This is a genomic window from Kitasatospora sp. NPDC057738, assembly GCF_042798815.1.
GTDB lineage: Bacteria > Actinomycetota > Actinomycetes > Streptomycetales > Streptomycetaceae > Kitasatospora > Kitasatospora lactacystinica.
Genome location: NZ_JBHVJT010000066.1, coordinates 22,584 through 38,758, shown reverse-complemented (window position 1 = coordinate 38,758; position 16,175 = coordinate 22,584). Strand labels below are relative to the sequence as shown.

The following is a 16,175-nucleotide window of genomic DNA, read 5'->3' as shown; positions in this document are numbered from 1 at the left end:
GCGGAAGGCACCCCAGTGACCTCCAGCTCCCCCGCCGCCGGGTCCCCCACGACCCCCGGCTCCCCCACCACCGGCTCCCCCAGCGGCCCCGGCGCCGCCGCCGGCTCCCCCGCACCGTCCGCGAGGCCGCCGTCCGCGAGGCCGCCGCGCCGCGCCGCGCCGTCGGTCTCCCGCCCGGGCCGGCTCGGGCCGCTGCCCTGGATCGCCCCGGCCGTCCTGCTGATCCTCGCCGTCGTCCTGTGGCCCGTCTACGAGATGGTCCGCACCTCCTTCCTGCGCATCAGCACCAGCGGCTTCGTCCGGGGCCCGGCCGGCCTGGACAAGTACCGCAAGCTCTTCGGCGAGGCCGACCTCGGCCACGTGCTGCTCGCCACCGTGGTCTGGACGGCCGTCGTGGTCGGCCTGACCATGCTGTTCTCGCTCGGCCTGGCCCAGCTCTTCGACCAGCGCTTCCCCGGCCGCCGGTACGCCCGCTGGGCCCTGATCGTCCCCTGGGCCGCGTCGGTGCTGATGACCGCCATCGGCTTCCGGTGGATGCTCGACCGCACCGCCGGCGTGCTCAACACCGCCATGACCGACCTCGGCCTGATCGACGGCCCCCGGGACTGGCTCGGCACCCCCGCGACGGCCTGGCCCTGGATGGTGTTCGTCGCGGTCTTCGTCTCGCTGCCGTTCACCACCTACACCCTGCTCGCCGGCCTGCAGACCGTCCCCGCCGACGTGTACGAGGCGGCCCGGACGGACGGCGCCTCGCCCTGGCAGACCTACCGGCGGATCACCCTGCCGCTGCTGCGCCCGGCCTTCCTGGTCGGCGTCGTCATCAACCTGATCAACGTCTTCAACTCCTTCCCCGTCATCTGGGCCATGACCAGGGGCGGCCCGAGCAGCGACACGGCCACCACCACGGTGTTCATGTACCAGGTGAAGAGCACCGACATCGGCGAGTCCGCGGCCGTCTCGGTGGTCAACTTCGCGCTGGTGGTGCTGATGGTGCTGGCCTTCCTCAAGGTCAGCCGCTGGAACGGGGAGGAGAGTTGAGGGCGCGGCGCGGCCGTCGCCCGATCCGGCCGCGCACCGTCGTGCTCGCCGGCGTCGCCTGGCTGCTGGCGGCGGTCTTCCTGCTCCCGTACCTGGAGATGGTCGTCACGGCGCTGCGCCCGGCCGACGAGCTGCGCGACGCGGGCTACCTGCCGCACCACTTCGCCTGGTCCAACTTCGTCGGCGTCTGGCGCGACTCCACCCTCGGCGGCAACCTGAGGGTCACCCTGCTGGTCGCCGGCGGGTCCACCGTGCTGGCGCTGCTGGTCGCCCTGCCCGCCGCGTACTGCACCGCCCGGGTCCGGTACCGGGGCCGGCGGCTCTTCCTGCTGCTCGTCCTGGTCACCCAGATGTTCCAGCCGACCTCGCTGCTGGTAGGCCTCTACCGCGAGTTCTACCGGCTCGGCATGCTCAACTCGGTCTGGACGCTGATCCTCTGCAACGCCGCCTTCAACCTGGCCTTCGCGATCTGGATCCTCACCGCCTACATCTCGGCCATCCCGGTGGAACTGGAGGAGGCCGCGCTGCTCGACGGCCTCGGCCGGCTCGGGGCCCTGCGCCGGGTGGTCCTGCCGCTGGCCATGCCGGGCGTGGTCACCGCGGTGATCTTCACCTTCATCTCGGCCTGGAACGAGTTCGTGATGGGCCTGACCCTGTCCACCGAGCCGGGGAGCCAGCCGCTCACCGTCGGGATCAACAGCTTCATCGGCAACTACACCGTCGAGTGGAACTACCTGTTCGCCGGGTCGGTCGTCGCGATCGTGCCGGTCGTGGTGCTGTTCGCCCTGATCGAGCGGCACGTGGTCTCGGGACTGACCGCCGGATCGGTCAAGTAGCCGACCGCACCCACGGGTTGAAAGTCCGCCGCCTCTTCGAAGGAGCCCGCCGCATGGCCCCCGCCAGCCCCGACCCCGTCGGCACCCCCGACCCCGCAGGCACCGCAGGCACCGCAGGCACCGCAGGCACGCCCTCCCGCACCGCCGCCGAGATCGCCTCGCAGCCCGACTGCTGGCGCCGCGCCGCCGACTCCCTGCCGCGGCACGCCCCCGCCCTGCCCCGCCGGGGCGAGCGGATCGCCGTCGTCGGCTGCGGCACCTCCTGGTTCATGGCCCAGGCCTACGCGGCCCTGCGCGAGGGCGGCGGCCACGGGACCACGGACGCCTTCGCCGCCTCGGAGTTCCCGCCCGGGCGTGCCTACGACCGGATCCTGGCCATCTGCCGCTCCGGCACCACCACCGAGGTGCTCGACCTGCTCGGCCGGGCCCGTACGGCCGGGGTGCCCACCAGCACCGTCACCGCCGATCCCGCCACCCCGGTCGCGGCGCTCGCCGACGCCGTCGCCGTCCTGGATTTCGCCGACGAGCGGTCCGTCGTGCAGACCCGCTTCGCCACCAGCGTGCTCGCCCTGCTGCGCGCCCACCTGGAAGCCGAGGGCGCGCTTCCGGCCGGAGTCCACCCGCTGTCCCGCGCGGTCCGGGACGCCGAACGGGCCGTCGCGGTGCCGCTGTCCGCCGAACTGCGCGACGCCGGGCAGTTCACCTTCCTCGGGCGCGGCTGGACGTACGGGCTGGCGCTGGAGGCCGGGCTGAAGCTGCGCGAGGCGGCGGGCGCCTGGACCGAGGCGTACCCGGCGATGGAGTACCGGCACGGGCCGATCAGCATCGCCGAACCGGGCCGGGTGGCCTGGGTGTTCGGCGCGCCGCCCGCCGGGCTCGCCGAGGACATCACCCGGGCCGGCGCCCTCCTGGTCGCCGGATCCGGTGGAACGGACGGCGACCTGGACCCGCTGGCCGACCTCGTCCGGGCCCAGCGGCTGGCCGTCGCGGTGGCCGAGTCGCGGGGCTGCGACCCGGACCGGCCGCGGCACCTCACCCGGTCCGTCGTCCTCGGGGACCGGCACCGTCCCTGACCGGCGCCGTTCGCCCTCTCACCACCGCGTGCCCCGTCACCTCCGCGCCTCCTCGCCCGCCCGGGCGCGTCCGGCAGGTCCTGACCGCCCACCTCCTCAACGTCGAACGGAGACACCACCGTGCGCCTACTCCGGCCCCACCTCCGCCGGGCCGCCCTCACCGCGGCCCTGGCCGTCCTACCCGCCCTGGCCGGGCCCGTCCTGCCCGCCCGGGCCGCGACCCCCGGCTCCGCCGTCCTCGACCAGGGCCACCAGAGCGTCACCTGGCAGAGCCCGCAGTACGCCAAGGGCACCCTCGGCGACCCCGGCAGCTGCCCCCCGGCCGCGCAGGACCCGGGCGGCACGGTCTGCGACCACTTCGACCTCACCGTGAACGTGCCGGCCGGCTACTGGGACGACAATCCGGAGGGCGGCGTCCCGGTGTCCGTCCGCTGGCGGAACCCCACCGACGACTTCGACCTCTACATCTACGACGCCACCGGCAAGCAGGTGGCCAGCAGCGCGGGCACCGCCGACCCGGAGGCCACGGTGATCCCGAAGGCCTCGGGCACCTACCGCGTCCTGGTGGTCCCCTATGACGTCCACGGCGGCTCCTACACCGGCACCGCCTACCTGCCGCAGACCGCCGACGCCGGCGACCTGACCGGCTTCGGCGGCTCCCAGGGCAGCTACGACATCTCCGCGGGCACCCTGAAGGCCCGGGTCGACTTCCTCGCCGACGACCAGCTGCGCCTGCGGGCCGCCCCGGACGGCGTCCTCACCGATCCGGCGGGCAGCACGATCGTCCGCACGCAGCCCGAGCCGCAGCGCGACACCAGCACCTTCGACGCCGGGGCGTACTACGGCATCCGCTCCAAGGGCCTGGTCCTGCGGGTCTACAAGCACCCGCTGCGGTTCGGCCTGTACAAGGCGGACGACCGCACCGCCCTCTGGCAGGAGAGCGCTCCACTGCGCTGGAGCACCGGCGGACTGCGGCAGAGCCTGGTGCGCGGCGCGGACGAGCAGTTCTTCGGCGGCGGCGAGCAGAACGGCTCCTTCTCGCACCGCGACCGGACCGTCCACGTCGCCAACAGCACCGACTGGAACGAGGGCGGCTGGAACAACTCCCAGCCGTTCTACGTGTCCTCCGCCGGCTACGGCGTCTTCCGCAACACCTTCACGCCCGGGATCTACGACTTCGGCTCGCCCGTCCGCACCGGGCAGCAGGAACGCCGCCTGGACGCCTACTACTTCACCGGTGACGTCAAGGCGGTGATCGGCCGGTACACCGACCTGGTCGGCAAGCCCTTCATGCCGCCCGTCTACGGGCTGGAGCCCGGCGACTCCGACTGCTACCTGCACAACGCCAACCGCGGCGAGCGCCACACCCTGGACGCGCTGAAGGTCGCCGACGGCTACGTGGACAACCAGATGCCGCTGGGCTGGATGCTGGTCAACGACGGCTACGGCTGCGGCTACGAGAACCTGCCGCAGACCGGCACGGGCCTGCGCAAGGACCACGCCCAGCTCGGTCTGTGGACCCAGAACGGCCTGCCCAACCAGGCCGAGGAGGTCAAGGCCGGCGTGCGGGTGCGCAAGCTCGACGTGGCCTGGGTCGGCAACGGCTACGACTTCGCGCTGAACGCCTGCGACCAGGCCAAGGCCGGCATCGAGGACAACAGCGACGCCCGCGGCTTCGTCTGGCTGCCGGTCTCCTGGGCCGGCGCGCAGCGCTGCGGCGTGCTGTGGAGCGGTGACCAGAGCCTGTCCTGGGACTACATCCGCTGGCAGATCCCGACCTATGCCGGCGCCACCATGTCCGGCATCGCCTACAACACCGGCGACGTCGGTTCGATCTACCGCCGGGACCCCAAGATGTACGCCCGCGACCTGCAGTGGAAGGCCTTCCTCCCGGCGATCATGACCATGGACGGCTGGGCCCGGGACATGACGGGCAAGCAGCAGCGGGACCAGCAGCCCTGGCTGGACGGCGAGCCCTACACCTCGATCAACCGCAAGTACCTGCAGCTCAAGGAACGGCTGCTGCCGTACATGTACACCCTCTCCGCGGAGGCCACCCGCACCGGCGTCGGCGCGGTCCGCCCGCTGGCCCTGGAGTACCCGCACGACCCGAACGCCCTCGGCCCGAACGCCAAGTACGAGTTCCTGGCCGGGCCCGACTTCCTGGTCGCGCCGGTCTACTCGGACACCACCGTGCGCGACGGCATCTACCTGCCCGAGGGCACCTGGACCGACTACTGGACCGGCCGCACCTACCAGGGCCCGACCACGGTCAACGGCTACTCCGCCCCGCTCGACACGCTGCCGCTGTTCGTCCGCGGCGGCGCGATCGTCCCGATGTGGCCCAAGGGCACGCTGTCCTGGGAGAACCGGGACCGCTCCGAGCTCGACTACGACCTCTACCCGCAGGCCGCGGGCGACTCCTCCTACACCCTGTACGAGGACGACGGCGTCACCCGGCAGTTCAACGCCGGCTCCTCGGCCACCCAGCGGGTGGACGTGCACACGAACCGCGCCGTGACCAACGTCCGCATCGGCGCCAGCGAGGGCGACTACGCCGGCAAGCCGGCCCAGCGGTCGTACCGCCTCACCGTGCACGGCCGCCCCGCCCCGCGCCTGGTGGCCGGCGACGCGGGCCCGCTGCCCCGGCTGGACTCGGCGGCCGCGCTCGACGCGGCCGGCTCGGGCTGGTACTACGACGCCGCGACCGGGGTGACGACGGTCCGGACGCCGTCCGTCCCCACCGGCGACGGCTTCTCGCTCAACCTGGTCCACGGCGGCAACTGACCGCCCGACGGCGAGGGGCTTCCACCCCGGTACGGCAAAAGGGGCCCGCACCGTGCGCGACGCACGGTACGGGCCCCTTTTTCTGCCGGGCGAAAGCCGGAGCAGAGGACTACAGCGGGCGGATGTTCTCGGCCTGCGGGCCCTTCTGGCCCTGCGTGACGTCGAACTCGACCTTCTGGCCCTCAACGAGCTCACGGAAGCCCTGGGCAACGATGTTCGAGTAGTGGGCGAACACGTCCGCGCCGCCACCCTCCTGCGCGATGAAGCCGAAGCCCTTTTCCGCGTTGAACCACTTCACGGTGCCAGTAGCCATGAGAAATCTCCTTCGAGAGACTGTCCGAAGCCTGCACCATGCAGACTTTCGAGTCGCCGCGATGAGAACCCTCCGGGAAAGAGCCGGAAAACAAAAAATGCGCCTGCGAAGAGCAGGCGCACACAAAGTTCATGGGAACCACAACTGCAACTAAAACAACCGTAGCAGACTTCGGGCCGCCGCGGCGGATAACCACGCGAATATTTTCGCTTCACCCTTCCGGGCGTGCCCCTCACCCCCAGGGGGACCGCAACAACCGGTTGCCACGGGGAGATTGGGGGCGCCCCGCCCCGCCCCGGCCCGGTCGCGACTTTCGCCACGCCGGGAGGACGGGCCGCCCCGAGGATGACCGGCAACGGATTCACCCCCGCCGGGACGGCCCGTTCCCTCGATTTTCGGAGCATACTGACCAGGATGACGAAATCACCGGCAGTCCGACGCCCTCTGCCCACCAGTCCCTTCAAGCCCCGGCCCGAAGCACCGCCCAAACACTTCGCGGTCGGCGACCGCATCAGCCACGACAAGTACGGTCTCGGCCGCGTCATCGCGGTGGAGGACGGGGCCTACCCCGCGGTCCTCGTCGACTTCGGCACCCGACAGGAGCGGATCACCCCGCCGTACGCCGCCATGTACACCCTCTGACCGACACACCGGCGGCGATGCCGTCACCGCCCCGGGGTGCGGTCCGGACCCCGACGGCGCAGCCGACGGTGCCCGGTCTCCGGGCCGCCACTGTGCACACCGCGGGGGCCGATCCGTCGGGCCGTGCCGGGACTCCGGCACGGCCCCGTACGCGCGCGCCCGCCGGCCCGCCCCCGCATCACCGTCGTCACCGTCGTCACCGACCGCATGCCGGTGGCGACGGCCACCGGGTCGCCCGGGGCCGGAACCTCCTCCCCCTCCTCCACGCCGGCGCCGCTCCCGTTTTCACGCGCCCGGCGCCACCCACTCGTCATCCCCCCTGCGGCCCCCGGTCGGCCTCGCCCCTCCTGCCGGCCGCTCGCCCATGGACCCGGCCGCGGCAGGAGCCGGGTTCGCGATCCGGTTGCCATGGGTAGGCAGGTGAGCACCAGGAGTAGCCAGCGGTAACAGGAGGGAACCGGAATGAGCGGTCAGCCGGCAGGGACGACGGACGACGGCGGTGCCCGGGCCGCGGCACCGTACGACGAGGCCGATGTCATCTTCCACGGCGGGGAGATCGTGACGGTCGCCGCCGATGCCCAGGAGTCCGCTCCCGGCCCCGAGGCGGTGGCCGTCAAGGACGGTGTCATCGTCCACGTGGGTGACCACCGGGAGGCCGTCGACCGCTGGCAGGGGCCGCGAACACAGGTGCGCGACCTCGCCGGCCGCGCCCTGCTGCCCGGGTTCATCGACGCCCACGGGCACCTGGGCGGCATCGGCCTGCAGGCCACCCTCGCCAACCTGCTGGCCGATCCCGACGGCGACGTCACCGACATCGCCTCGCTCCAGGAGAAGCTGCGCGCGTGGGCGAAGACCCCGGTGGGCGCCTTCTCCCAGTGGATCATCGGGTTCGGCTACGACGACGCCATGCTCGCCGAGGGCCGGCACCCCACCCGCGAGGACCTCGACAAGGTGTCCACCACCCGGCCGGTGCTGGCCATCCACCAGTCCTTCCACCTCGGGGCGGTGAACAGCCGCGGCCTGCGGGAGCTGGGCTACACCAAGGCCAGCGCGGACCCGGACGGCGGCGTCATCCGCCGCCGGCCCGGCCCCGTGGCCCGGCCGTACGGCGAGCCCAACGGCGTCCTGGAGGAGACGGCCTTCAGCCCGGCCTCCGAAAAGGCCACCGAAGGGCTGCCGCTGACCGCACTGGCCGCCCTCTTCAGCAAGGGCGTGGCGTCGGCCGCGAGCTTCGGCTTCACGACCGTCCAGGAGGGCGGCGCCACGCTGAAGAACCTGAAGGCCCTGCGGGACGCCGCCGCCGTTGTGCCGTTCAAGATCGACGTCGTCGCCTACGCGCGGGCCGACGAGGCGACGGCCGCACCGGAGCCGGACCCGGTCGGCGCGAGCCAGGAGTACCACCGGGGTGTGCGCGCGGCCGGCGTGAAGATGTACCTGGACGGATCCCCGCAGGGCCGCACGGCCTGGCTCACCGAGCCCTACGAGGAGCGGCCGGACGGCACCCCCGAGGGCTACCGCGGCTACCCCACCATCGAGGACCCCGAGGTCGTGCTCGACCAGGTGCGCACCGCGTACGCCAAGGGCTGGCAGGTGCTCGCCCACGTCAACGGGGACGCCGCGATCGACCAGTTCATCGAGGCGGTCGGCACCGCCGCCGGGGAGGCCGACTCCGGCGACCGGCGGACGGTGGCGATCCACGCCCAGACCGCCCGCGAGGAGCAGATCGAGGCCTTCGACCGCCTGGGCATCATCCCGTCCTTCTTCTCCATGCACACGTACTACTGGGGCGACTGGTACCGCAAGACCGTCCTCGGGCCGGAGCGGGCCGCCACCATCTCCCCCGCCCGCTGGGCCGTGGACCGGGGGATGATCTACACCTCGCACCACGACGCCCCGGTCGCCCTGCCCAACTCGATCGCCATCCTCTCCAGCCAGGTCACCCGCCGCACCCGCACCGACCAGGTCGTCCTCGGCCCCGAGCAGTGCGTGTCGGCCCTCGACGCGGTCAAGTCCATCACCATCAACGCCGCCCACCAGTACTTCGAACAGGACCGCAAGGGCAGCATCGAGGTCGGCAAGCTCGCCGACCTGGTGATCCTCTCCGCGAACCCGCTGACGGTCCCGCCGGAGGAGATCAAGGACATCAAGGTCGCCGAGACCATCAAGAAGGGCACCACCATCCACTCCGTCGCCGACGCGAACAGCGACGCGAACGCCGACGACCCCGTTGCCGGGCTCGAAATCCCCACCGACTACCAGTGGCACGGCTGCTGCTGACGGCGCATCCCGCGCCGCCGCCCCCGGACCTGCGGGCCCGGGGGCGGCAACGGGCGCGCCGTCGATCGCCGACACGCTCGCGACGGGCGGGGCTCGGTCCGGCACCGGGCCGGCCGCCGCTCCGGGCCGGTCAGCGGGCGAGTACCTGGCCGTCCTGGGGACGGTGATCCCGGGAGCGGCGCAGGTCGACGGCGACGTAGGTGCGTTGCAGCCAGCGGTCCGCCCCGTCGTAGCGGGGCCGGAACGCGGTACGGCCGTGGACGGTGACGCGGTTGTCGACGACGACCAGGTCACCGGGGGCCAGGCGCAGGGTGCGGGCGGTCTCCTCGCAGGCCCGGCCGAACTCGGCCAGCGCGGCGGTGGCCCGAGGGGTGAGCGGGGTGGTGACGAGCTGGGCCATGCGGATGTCGGGGTCCTCCGATGCGCCGAACAGCACCGGCCGGGGTTCGGCTCCGGCTCCGCTCGCGGCGTCCGGGCCGAAGGAGGGCGGTGGCGTGGTGATGAACTCCGGTGCGAACAGGGCCTCCCGGTCGGCCCGGGTGAGCAGCGGCAGCGCCTGGCGGATGCCGGCGACGCGCATCCCGGCCATCCGGTCGTGGTCGGCGCGCAGGCACAGGAAGACCACGTAGTCCGGCGGGTGGGGGTGGAAGCCGTTCTCGGTGTGGAAGGACAGCGGCACCGATCCGGCGTTGCCGTGGAAGGCCTCCTGCCCGGGCACGGGCACCACGTCCTGCACGAGAGCGCCGGACTTCTCGGCCAGGTAGGCGAGCGGCTCGCCGAGCCCGCAGGCCACCATGGTGAGCAGCGCGGCGGGGACGGTGGCCCGGCGCTGGACCGAGCCGGGCACGGCCGGTGTCGGGGGCAGGGCCGCCTCGTCGACGGGCAGGCCGCCGATCACCAGGGTGCCGTGCGGGCCGGAGCTCCTGCGGAACCGGCGCACCGCACGGCGCAGCGGCAGCGGGAGCTCGTCCCAGGCGTCCCGGGCCCGGGCCACCCACTCGGGGCTGTCGACCCGGTCCTGCCCACCGGCGGACAGGGAGCGGGCCAGGCGCCGGCACGCGTCGGCATCGGCCGGATCCAGGTTCCAGTCCGCGGCGAGGGCGGTGTGGTGCGGGGTGCCGGGCATCGGGTCTCTCCTGCCGGGAGTGCGGACGGTGGACGGCCGGGCTCACGAGTGGCGCAGGCCGGCCACGGCGTCCGCGATGTAGTGGTCCCCGAAGCGGATCAGGGGGGCGTACTGGGCCGCGCGGCGGTGGCGCATGAGCCGTAGTTCGGCGACGGCGTTGTCGGGGCCCTCGGGCCGCTGGGCGATGGAACGGCGCAGGTGCACCAGCGAGTACGCGAGGGTGACGTGCCGTTCGGCGTCCACGAGGTCGGCTTCCAGGAGCGCGCCCCGCGCCTCGGCCAACTCGGGCGCGCGGGCCGCCAGTTGCTCGTAGGAGTCGGGGATCGCCGACAACAGGTCCTTCATCGCCGTCCGGAACAGCCTGTACCCGCGGTGCTGGCGCCCGCTGAGCGGGATGTCCGTCGACGGCGGCTCCATGGTCCGGCGGATCGCCGCCATGTAGTGGTCGGCCGGGATCGTGCCGGCGTGGTTCATGGCCGCGGGGAAGCCGCGCACGTACTCCGTCGCGTCCGCCAGCCGCCCCAGGGCGGCATCGCCGTCACCGTGCCGCAGGTGGCGGGTGGCGTCGGCCACGGCGACCGCGGCGCAGACGTTGAACAGGACATGGACCTGGTGCCCGACGAGCCACCGCGCGCTCCACGCGCTCTCCGGCGACGGCCGCGCACCGGGCTCGGGAACGACCACCGGCGGGACGGGGTCGTGGTCGGCGCCCGGCGCCACGCCGGTGAGGTCGAGCACCGACCGCCGCATCCCGGCCACCTCCAGCGCCAGGTCGGCACCCGACAGCGGAGCCTCGCAGAGGTCCTCCAGGCCGCGGTGGACGACCAGCAGCCCGTGCAGGGCAGCCTGCTGATCCGACAGCTCCACCTCACGCACCCGGAAGTACGACTGACTGGTCGACTCCGCCGGCACGTCCTCACCCGCCACGGCCGGAGCCAGAGCCGCCAGCGCGGCCACCGACTCGCCTGCCGCCGCGGCGGCCTGCCGCAGCGTGGCGGTCCGTTCGACGGGCCCGGCATGGGTCGCCACCCCGGCCAGCACCCGCGCGGCCCGCCTCGCCACGGCGGCGACCCGCGCACCCAGCGCCGGGACGGGCCGCCCGCCTCGGGGCTCACGGAAGACAGCGACAGGAGGATGACCGGCGACCGGCGATAAGCCCATGGTGGAAATATTTCGCCAGGAACACGCCACACGAAACCCTGGTCGGCGACACGGTTCCGGCCCCGGGGCGGCCGCGGGACCGCGGCCGCCCTTCCGGCGGTGCCCCGTCGGTCCGGGCCCGTGCCGGTGCGCCGCCCGTGCGGTGCCGTCCTCACCACCGGAACCGGCAGCGCCATGGGCAACCTGGCGGCGGCGTACCGCGCCAACACACCCCTGATCGTCACGTCCGGCCAGCAGCACCGGGAACGATCCGGGGCAGCGTCCCGTCCCTGGCCGCATGAAGGCCCACCACGACCGGCGGGACCGGCAGCCGCGAGTACGCCGGGGCGCTCTGGACCGGAAGGGCCGGCCGGCCGTGCGCCGGGAGGCAACCACGGATGCGCGCACAGTCCACCACCCCACCCCGATCCGGAATAGTTTCGGCCTCCCGCGCAGGCCGGGCGACCCCACGCGATCGTCGCGGGGCACCGAACTCCGGCCGCGACCCCAACCAGACGAGGGCCGGCACAGCGATGACCGATCTCCGCGACGGGCGACCGCACAGCACCCCGGACGACTTGTGGTGCCCCTTCCCCTCCCTGACGAACCCCCACGCCGAACAGGCCGACCGGCAGAGCCTGGCCTGGCTGGCGCGCCACCGGCTGCTGGACGGGCGCCTGCGGCAGTCCGACGGGATCGGGCGCCAGCGCAGCGGTCACCTGGCCGCACGGACCAACCCCGAGGTCTCCGCCGAGATGCTCCGTCTGCTGTCCGACTGGTACGTCTGGCTCTTCGCCTTCGACGACGGGTACTGCGAGGACCGCGAACACGGCCACCACCCCGGGCCGTTGGCCCGCACGACCGCTCTCCTCGCCCGGGTGATCGACCCCGAGCCGCCCGGCGAGGAGGTCTTCGGCGGCCGGCCGTCCGGACCGGCCGGCGCCTACGCGACGGCCCTGCGGGAGATCCGGGACCGGGTCGCCGCGCAGGCCTCACCGTCACAGCTGTTCCGGTGGGAGTGCACGGTCCGCGAGTACCTCTCCGCGCAGGTGTGGGAGGCCGCCAACCGCGAGGCGGGCACGGTGCCGGGCCTGTCCGAGTACGTGGCCATGCGCAGGCACGCCGGAGCCACGTACACCTGCCTCGCCCTGGTCGACTTCGCGGCCGGCCGCGAAGTCCCGGCCGCGGAGGCGGACGGCCCTTCGCTGCGCAGGCTCAGGGACCTCACGGCGAACCTGGTGAGCTGGGACAACGACCTGTACTCCCACGCCAAGGAGACCGCGGGCGGCCAGGGCCGCCACAACCTGGTCGAGGTCCTGGCCCGCCACCACCACTGTTCTCCGGCCGAGGCCCGACGGTCTGCCGTCGCCATGCGTGACGCCGAGATGCGCGCGTTCATCGGGCTGAGCCGAACCGTCCACGCGAACGGCGGCGACGCGGCCTCCGCGTACGCCCGGAGCCTGGGGCTGTGGCTGCGCGGACACATCGACTGGTCCCGCGGCAGCTCCCGGTTCGACGTGCCCGCCCCCACGGCGAGGCCCTGATGCGCGAGGACGACGCCCCGAACCTCGCGGTGCCGTGCGCGCCGGGCCGCCTGCCCCTGCTCGGACACCTGCTCCCACTGCTGACCGACCCCCTGCCCTTCCTCCAGTCGCTGGCCGACCACGGCCCGGTGGTGCGGATCCACCTGTGGCGCAGGCCGGTTCACGTCCTCACCGAACCGGAGCTGGTGCACCGGCTGCTCGTCGAGGACGCCGCGAAGACCGAGAAGGGCTTCGTCTTCGACAAGGCCCGCGGCGTGCTGGGCAACGGTTTGTTCATCTCCGAGGGCGCGTTCCACCTCCGCCAGCGGCGCCTGGTCCAGCCCGCCTTCCACCGCGACGGCATCCGCCGGTACGCCGCCCTGACCACGCGACTGGCCGCGGCCGCGGTGTCCCGCTGGGAGCCCGGGCGGGCGGCGCCGATCGAGCACCGGATGCACGATCTCGCCCGGGACATCGTGGTCGAGGCGCTGTTCGCCGCCCGCCTGAGCGACGCCCAGAAGGCCCGGATCGACCGGGCCGTGCCCGTGGTCCTCACCGGATTCGTCCAGCGGGCGCTCTACCCGTCGCCGCTGCTGGAGAAGCTGCCCGTACCGGCCAACCGGCGCTTCGACACCGCGGTCCGGGACCTGCGCACCGTCGTGGACGAGATCGTCGCCCGGGCCGCCCTCCGGCATCAGGGCCGGGACGACACGCTGCTGTCGCTGCTGCTGACCACCCGCGACGAGGAGACCGGACTCGCCATGGCACCGGTCCAGGTCCGGGACGAGGCGGTCTCGCTGCTCCTGGCCGGCACCGAGACGACCGCTACCACGCTCGCCTGGCTCTTCCACGAACTCGCCCGGCGCCAGGACCTGCAGGACGAGCTGAGCGAGGAGGTGCGCGCCGTCGCCGGCGACGGCGCCGTATCCCTGGAGGACCTGCCGCGCCTGGAACGCACCGGGCACGCGATCAGCGAGACCCTCCGGCTCCACACCCCCAACTGGATCCTGATGCGCCGGGCGGTGGCGCCGCTCCACTGCGGCGGCGCCCTCCTGGCCCCGGGGGCAGAGATCCTCTTCAGCCCGGCCGCCCTGCACCGCTCCCCGCAACTCCACCCCGACCCGTTGCGATTCGATCCCGAGCGCTGGCGCCGCCCAGGAAACCCTGCCCGCCCCGGGCTGTTCATCCCCTTCGGCGCCGGCCGCCACAAGTGCGTCGGCGAGTCCTTCGCCCGGGCCGAGATGCTCGTCATCGCCGCTACCGTCCTCGCCCGCCTGCGGCTCCGGACGGCGACGGCCGCCCCCGTCCGGGAGAGCGCCACGGCCGCCACTGTCCGCCCGCGCGGCCCGTTGCTCGTCGCCGAACCGCGGTGAGCGGCCGGGCGCACCGAAGTCGTCACCCCGCCGCGTGTCGACCGCGACAAATGTTTATTATTCAACTATAGTCAGGGATGCCGACCCGGCAATCCGACCGCACGAGGAGGAACCATGGAGCAGTCCGTCACCGACAACACCGAGAAGTCCCGGTTCGAGATCCAGGACGACGGCGAACTCGCCGGCTTCGCCGAGTACCACCGCTCCGGCAACGAGATCGCCTTCATCCACACCGAGATCGACCCCCGCTTCGAAGGCCGCGGCCTCGGCAGCCGGCTGGCCCGCGCCGCCCTGGACGCCGCACGCGACCAGCAGCTCGCCGTCCTGCCCTACTGCCCCTTCATCCGCGGCTGGATCACCAAGCACCCCGAGTACGCCGATCTCGTCCCCGCCACCCACCGCGCCCGGTTCGGCCTCTGAACCCCGAAGCCGAAGGCGCGCAGGCGTGACCGCCCCCCGGGGCAACGGCCCGTCCCCGGCGGAGAGTCCGCCGTCCGGGCCGTCCCCGGGCAGGGCGGTCGGACCCGTCGCGCGGCCCCGCCCGGGGTGCGGGGAACCCGAACCCCGGGCCGCCGCGGCGCCGCGCCGAACCGCCCCTCCGCCCGGTTGCGGACCTATGCTGATCCGGTGTCCTCGTCCGCCCAGGATCCCGCACCCACGACGTACTCCCACGCGACTCTGCCCGGGGCGCTGCCGGTGCTCGGGCACCTGCCCGCACTGGTGCGGGATCCGACGGGGTTCCTGGGGCGGCTGTCCCGGTACGGCGACCTGATGGAGGTCCGGCTGGGACCGAACCGGATGGTGGTGCCCTGCCACCCGGAACTGCTGCGGCAGGTCTACGCGGACGACCGGACCTTCGACAAGGACGGAGCGGTCCACCAGCGCTTCCGCCGGGTCCTCGGCAACGGGCTGGCCACCTGTGCGCACGCCGACCATCGACGCCAACGGCGGCTGCTGCAGCCGGAGTTCCGGCCCGAGCGGCTGGCCGGGTACGCCACCGTGATGACCCGCGAGGCGGCGCAGCTGGCCGCCTCCTGGCGGGACGGCGAGGTGGTCGAGGTCTTTCCCGCGTGCTACCGGTTCACCCTGCGGGTGGTGGCGCGCAGCCTGTTGGGCACCGAGGCGCCGGACGCGCTGGCCGACCGTCTGCAGCACGCCTTCGGGACCGCGTTGGCCGGCGCGTTGCGGCGGGTGCTGATGCTGCCCGCGGGCCCCGGCCACCACGCGGCGGTGCGCACCCTGCGGCGGACGGTGGCCGAGCTCGTACGCGACCGCCGGGCCGACGGTACCGGGCACACCGATCTGCTGGCCGGGCTGCTGGCGGCCCGGGACGAGGACGGCTCCACGCTCTCCGACACCGAGCTGCACGACCAGGTGGTCACGCTGCTCCTGGCCGGCTCGGAGACCACCGCCTCCCAACTCTCCTGGACACTTGGCCTACTGACGATGCATCCGCAGGTGCTGGGCACCCTGCGAGCGGAACTCGACGCGGTGCTGCCGGGCGGCCGCCCGGCCGAGTGGGCCGACCTGCCGTTCCTGCCCCGCACGGCCCGGGTACTGACCGAGGCGCTGCGTCTCCATCCCCCCGGCTGGGTGCTGTCGCGCACCTGTACCCGCGAGACCGACCTGGGAGGGCGCACCCTGCCGCGTGGCAGCCAGGTGCTGCTCAGCTCCTACGTGGCCCACCACAACCCGTCGATCTTCGCGGAACCCGCCCGTTTCGATCCGGACCGCTGGCTGCCCGAGCGGGCCGCCGCTCTGCCGCGCTGGGCCTTCGCCGGCTTCGCCAACGGGCCGCGGCAGTGCGTCGGCGCCGACTACGCGCGCGCCGAGGCGGCGATCGCGCTGGCCACCGTGCTGGGCCGCTGGCAGCCGGTCGCGGCGCCCGGGCCGGCCGACGCCCGCCCCGTGCGGCTGGCCACGGTGCTGCGGCCGCACCGGCTGCGGCTGCGCATGCTCAGCCGGTAGTCGGCAACCAGTAGCCGGTAGCGGGTAGCCGACGGCAGCAGTCAGGGGCGGTCCTTCTCCCCCGGCAGCGTTCCGTACG

13 protein-coding genes are annotated in these 16,175 nt (G+C 73.5%); 10 read left to right on the top strand and 3 right to left on the bottom strand.

The annotated features are described in order from the left end of the window. Positions 1–15: 15 nt before the first annotated feature. From ACFVGO_RS29750 to ACFVGO_RS29735, 4 genes are all read left to right on the top strand, one after another. Entirely contained in the window at positions 16–1,038 is a 1,023-nt protein-coding gene (locus tag ACFVGO_RS29750) for a carbohydrate ABC transporter permease (protein ID WP_380635095.1), read from the top strand. Beyond that, positions 1,035–1,874 carry a carbohydrate ABC transporter permease gene (locus ACFVGO_RS29745; protein WP_380352781.1) on the top strand — a complete coding sequence of 280 codons (840 nt, stop codon included), beginning with the start codon at positions 1,035–1,037 and terminating at the stop codon, positions 1,872–1,874. The genes ACFVGO_RS29750 and ACFVGO_RS29745 overlap by 4 nt, the downstream gene beginning before the upstream one ends. A 53-nt stretch (positions 1,875–1,927) precedes the next feature. Continuing rightward, positions 1,928–2,947 (top strand): SIS domain-containing protein, encoded by a 1,020-nt coding sequence (locus ACFVGO_RS29740; protein ID WP_359907419.1) that lies wholly within the window; start codon positions 1,928–1,930, stop codon positions 2,945–2,947. 120 nt (positions 2,948–3,067) lie between these two features. Continuing rightward, on the top strand, positions 3,068–5,734 hold the full coding sequence (locus ACFVGO_RS29735; RefSeq protein ID WP_380635092.1) for a TIM-barrel domain-containing protein: 2,667 nt from the start codon (positions 3,068–3,070) through the stop codon (positions 5,732–5,734). 109 nt (positions 5,735–5,843) lie between these two features. On the opposite strand, the gene ACFVGO_RS29730 is transcribed toward ACFVGO_RS29735, so the two are convergent. Then, complete coding sequence (locus ACFVGO_RS29730; RefSeq protein ID WP_359907422.1) at positions 5,844–6,047, bottom strand: cold-shock protein; 204 nt, start codon at positions 6,045–6,047, stop codon at positions 5,844–5,846. A 414-nt stretch (positions 6,048–6,461) separates the two neighbouring features. Between ACFVGO_RS29730 and ACFVGO_RS29725 the strand changes: the two genes are divergently transcribed. After that, the gene (locus ACFVGO_RS29725; protein ID WP_359907425.1) at positions 6,462–6,689 is read left to right on the top strand and encodes a hypothetical protein; all 228 of its coding nucleotides are present in this window, start codon (positions 6,462–6,464) and stop codon (positions 6,687–6,689) included. 462 nt (positions 6,690–7,151) lie between these two features. Then, positions 7,152–8,966: an amidohydrolase gene (locus tag ACFVGO_RS29720; protein ID WP_380635089.1), complete on the top strand. Its 1,815-nt coding sequence runs from the start codon at positions 7,152–7,154 to the stop codon at positions 8,964–8,966. Between the two features lie 130 nt (positions 8,967–9,096). Here ACFVGO_RS29720 and ACFVGO_RS29715 read toward each other — a convergent pair whose 3' ends face one another. Together ACFVGO_RS29715 and ACFVGO_RS29710 are read right to left on the bottom strand one after the other, a co-directional pair. Beyond that, entirely contained in the window at positions 9,097–10,092 is a 996-nt protein-coding gene (locus tag ACFVGO_RS29715) for a TauD/TfdA family dioxygenase (RefSeq protein ID WP_380352773.1), read from the bottom strand. 42 nt (positions 10,093–10,134) lie between these two features. Next, entirely contained in the window at positions 10,135–11,154 is a 1,020-nt protein-coding gene (locus ACFVGO_RS29710) for a hypothetical protein (protein ID WP_380352772.1), read from the bottom strand. 611 nt (positions 11,155–11,765) lie between these two features. On the opposite strand from ACFVGO_RS29710, the gene ACFVGO_RS29705 reads away from it, so the two are divergent. From ACFVGO_RS29705 to ACFVGO_RS29690, 4 genes are all read left to right on the top strand, one after another. Next, positions 11,766–12,776, top strand: a complete 1,011-nt coding sequence (locus ACFVGO_RS29705; RefSeq protein WP_380352770.1) for a hypothetical protein — start codon at positions 11,766–11,768, stop codon at positions 12,774–12,776. Continuing rightward, positions 12,776–14,128, top strand: a complete 1,353-nt coding sequence (locus ACFVGO_RS29700; RefSeq protein WP_380352768.1) for a cytochrome P450 — start codon at positions 12,776–12,778, stop codon at positions 14,126–14,128. Before ACFVGO_RS29705 ends, ACFVGO_RS29700 begins: the two co-directional genes overlap by 1 nt. A 114-nt stretch (positions 14,129–14,242) precedes the next feature. Next, positions 14,243–14,548, top strand: coding sequence for a GNAT family N-acetyltransferase (locus ACFVGO_RS29695; protein WP_380352766.1), 306 nt, complete (start codon positions 14,243–14,245; stop codon positions 14,546–14,548). 207 nt (positions 14,549–14,755) lie between these two features. Continuing rightward, positions 14,756–16,096, top strand: a complete 1,341-nt coding sequence (locus tag ACFVGO_RS29690) for a cytochrome P450 (protein WP_380635085.1) — start codon at positions 14,756–14,758, stop codon at positions 16,094–16,096. Positions 16,097–16,175: the final 79 nt, after the last annotated feature.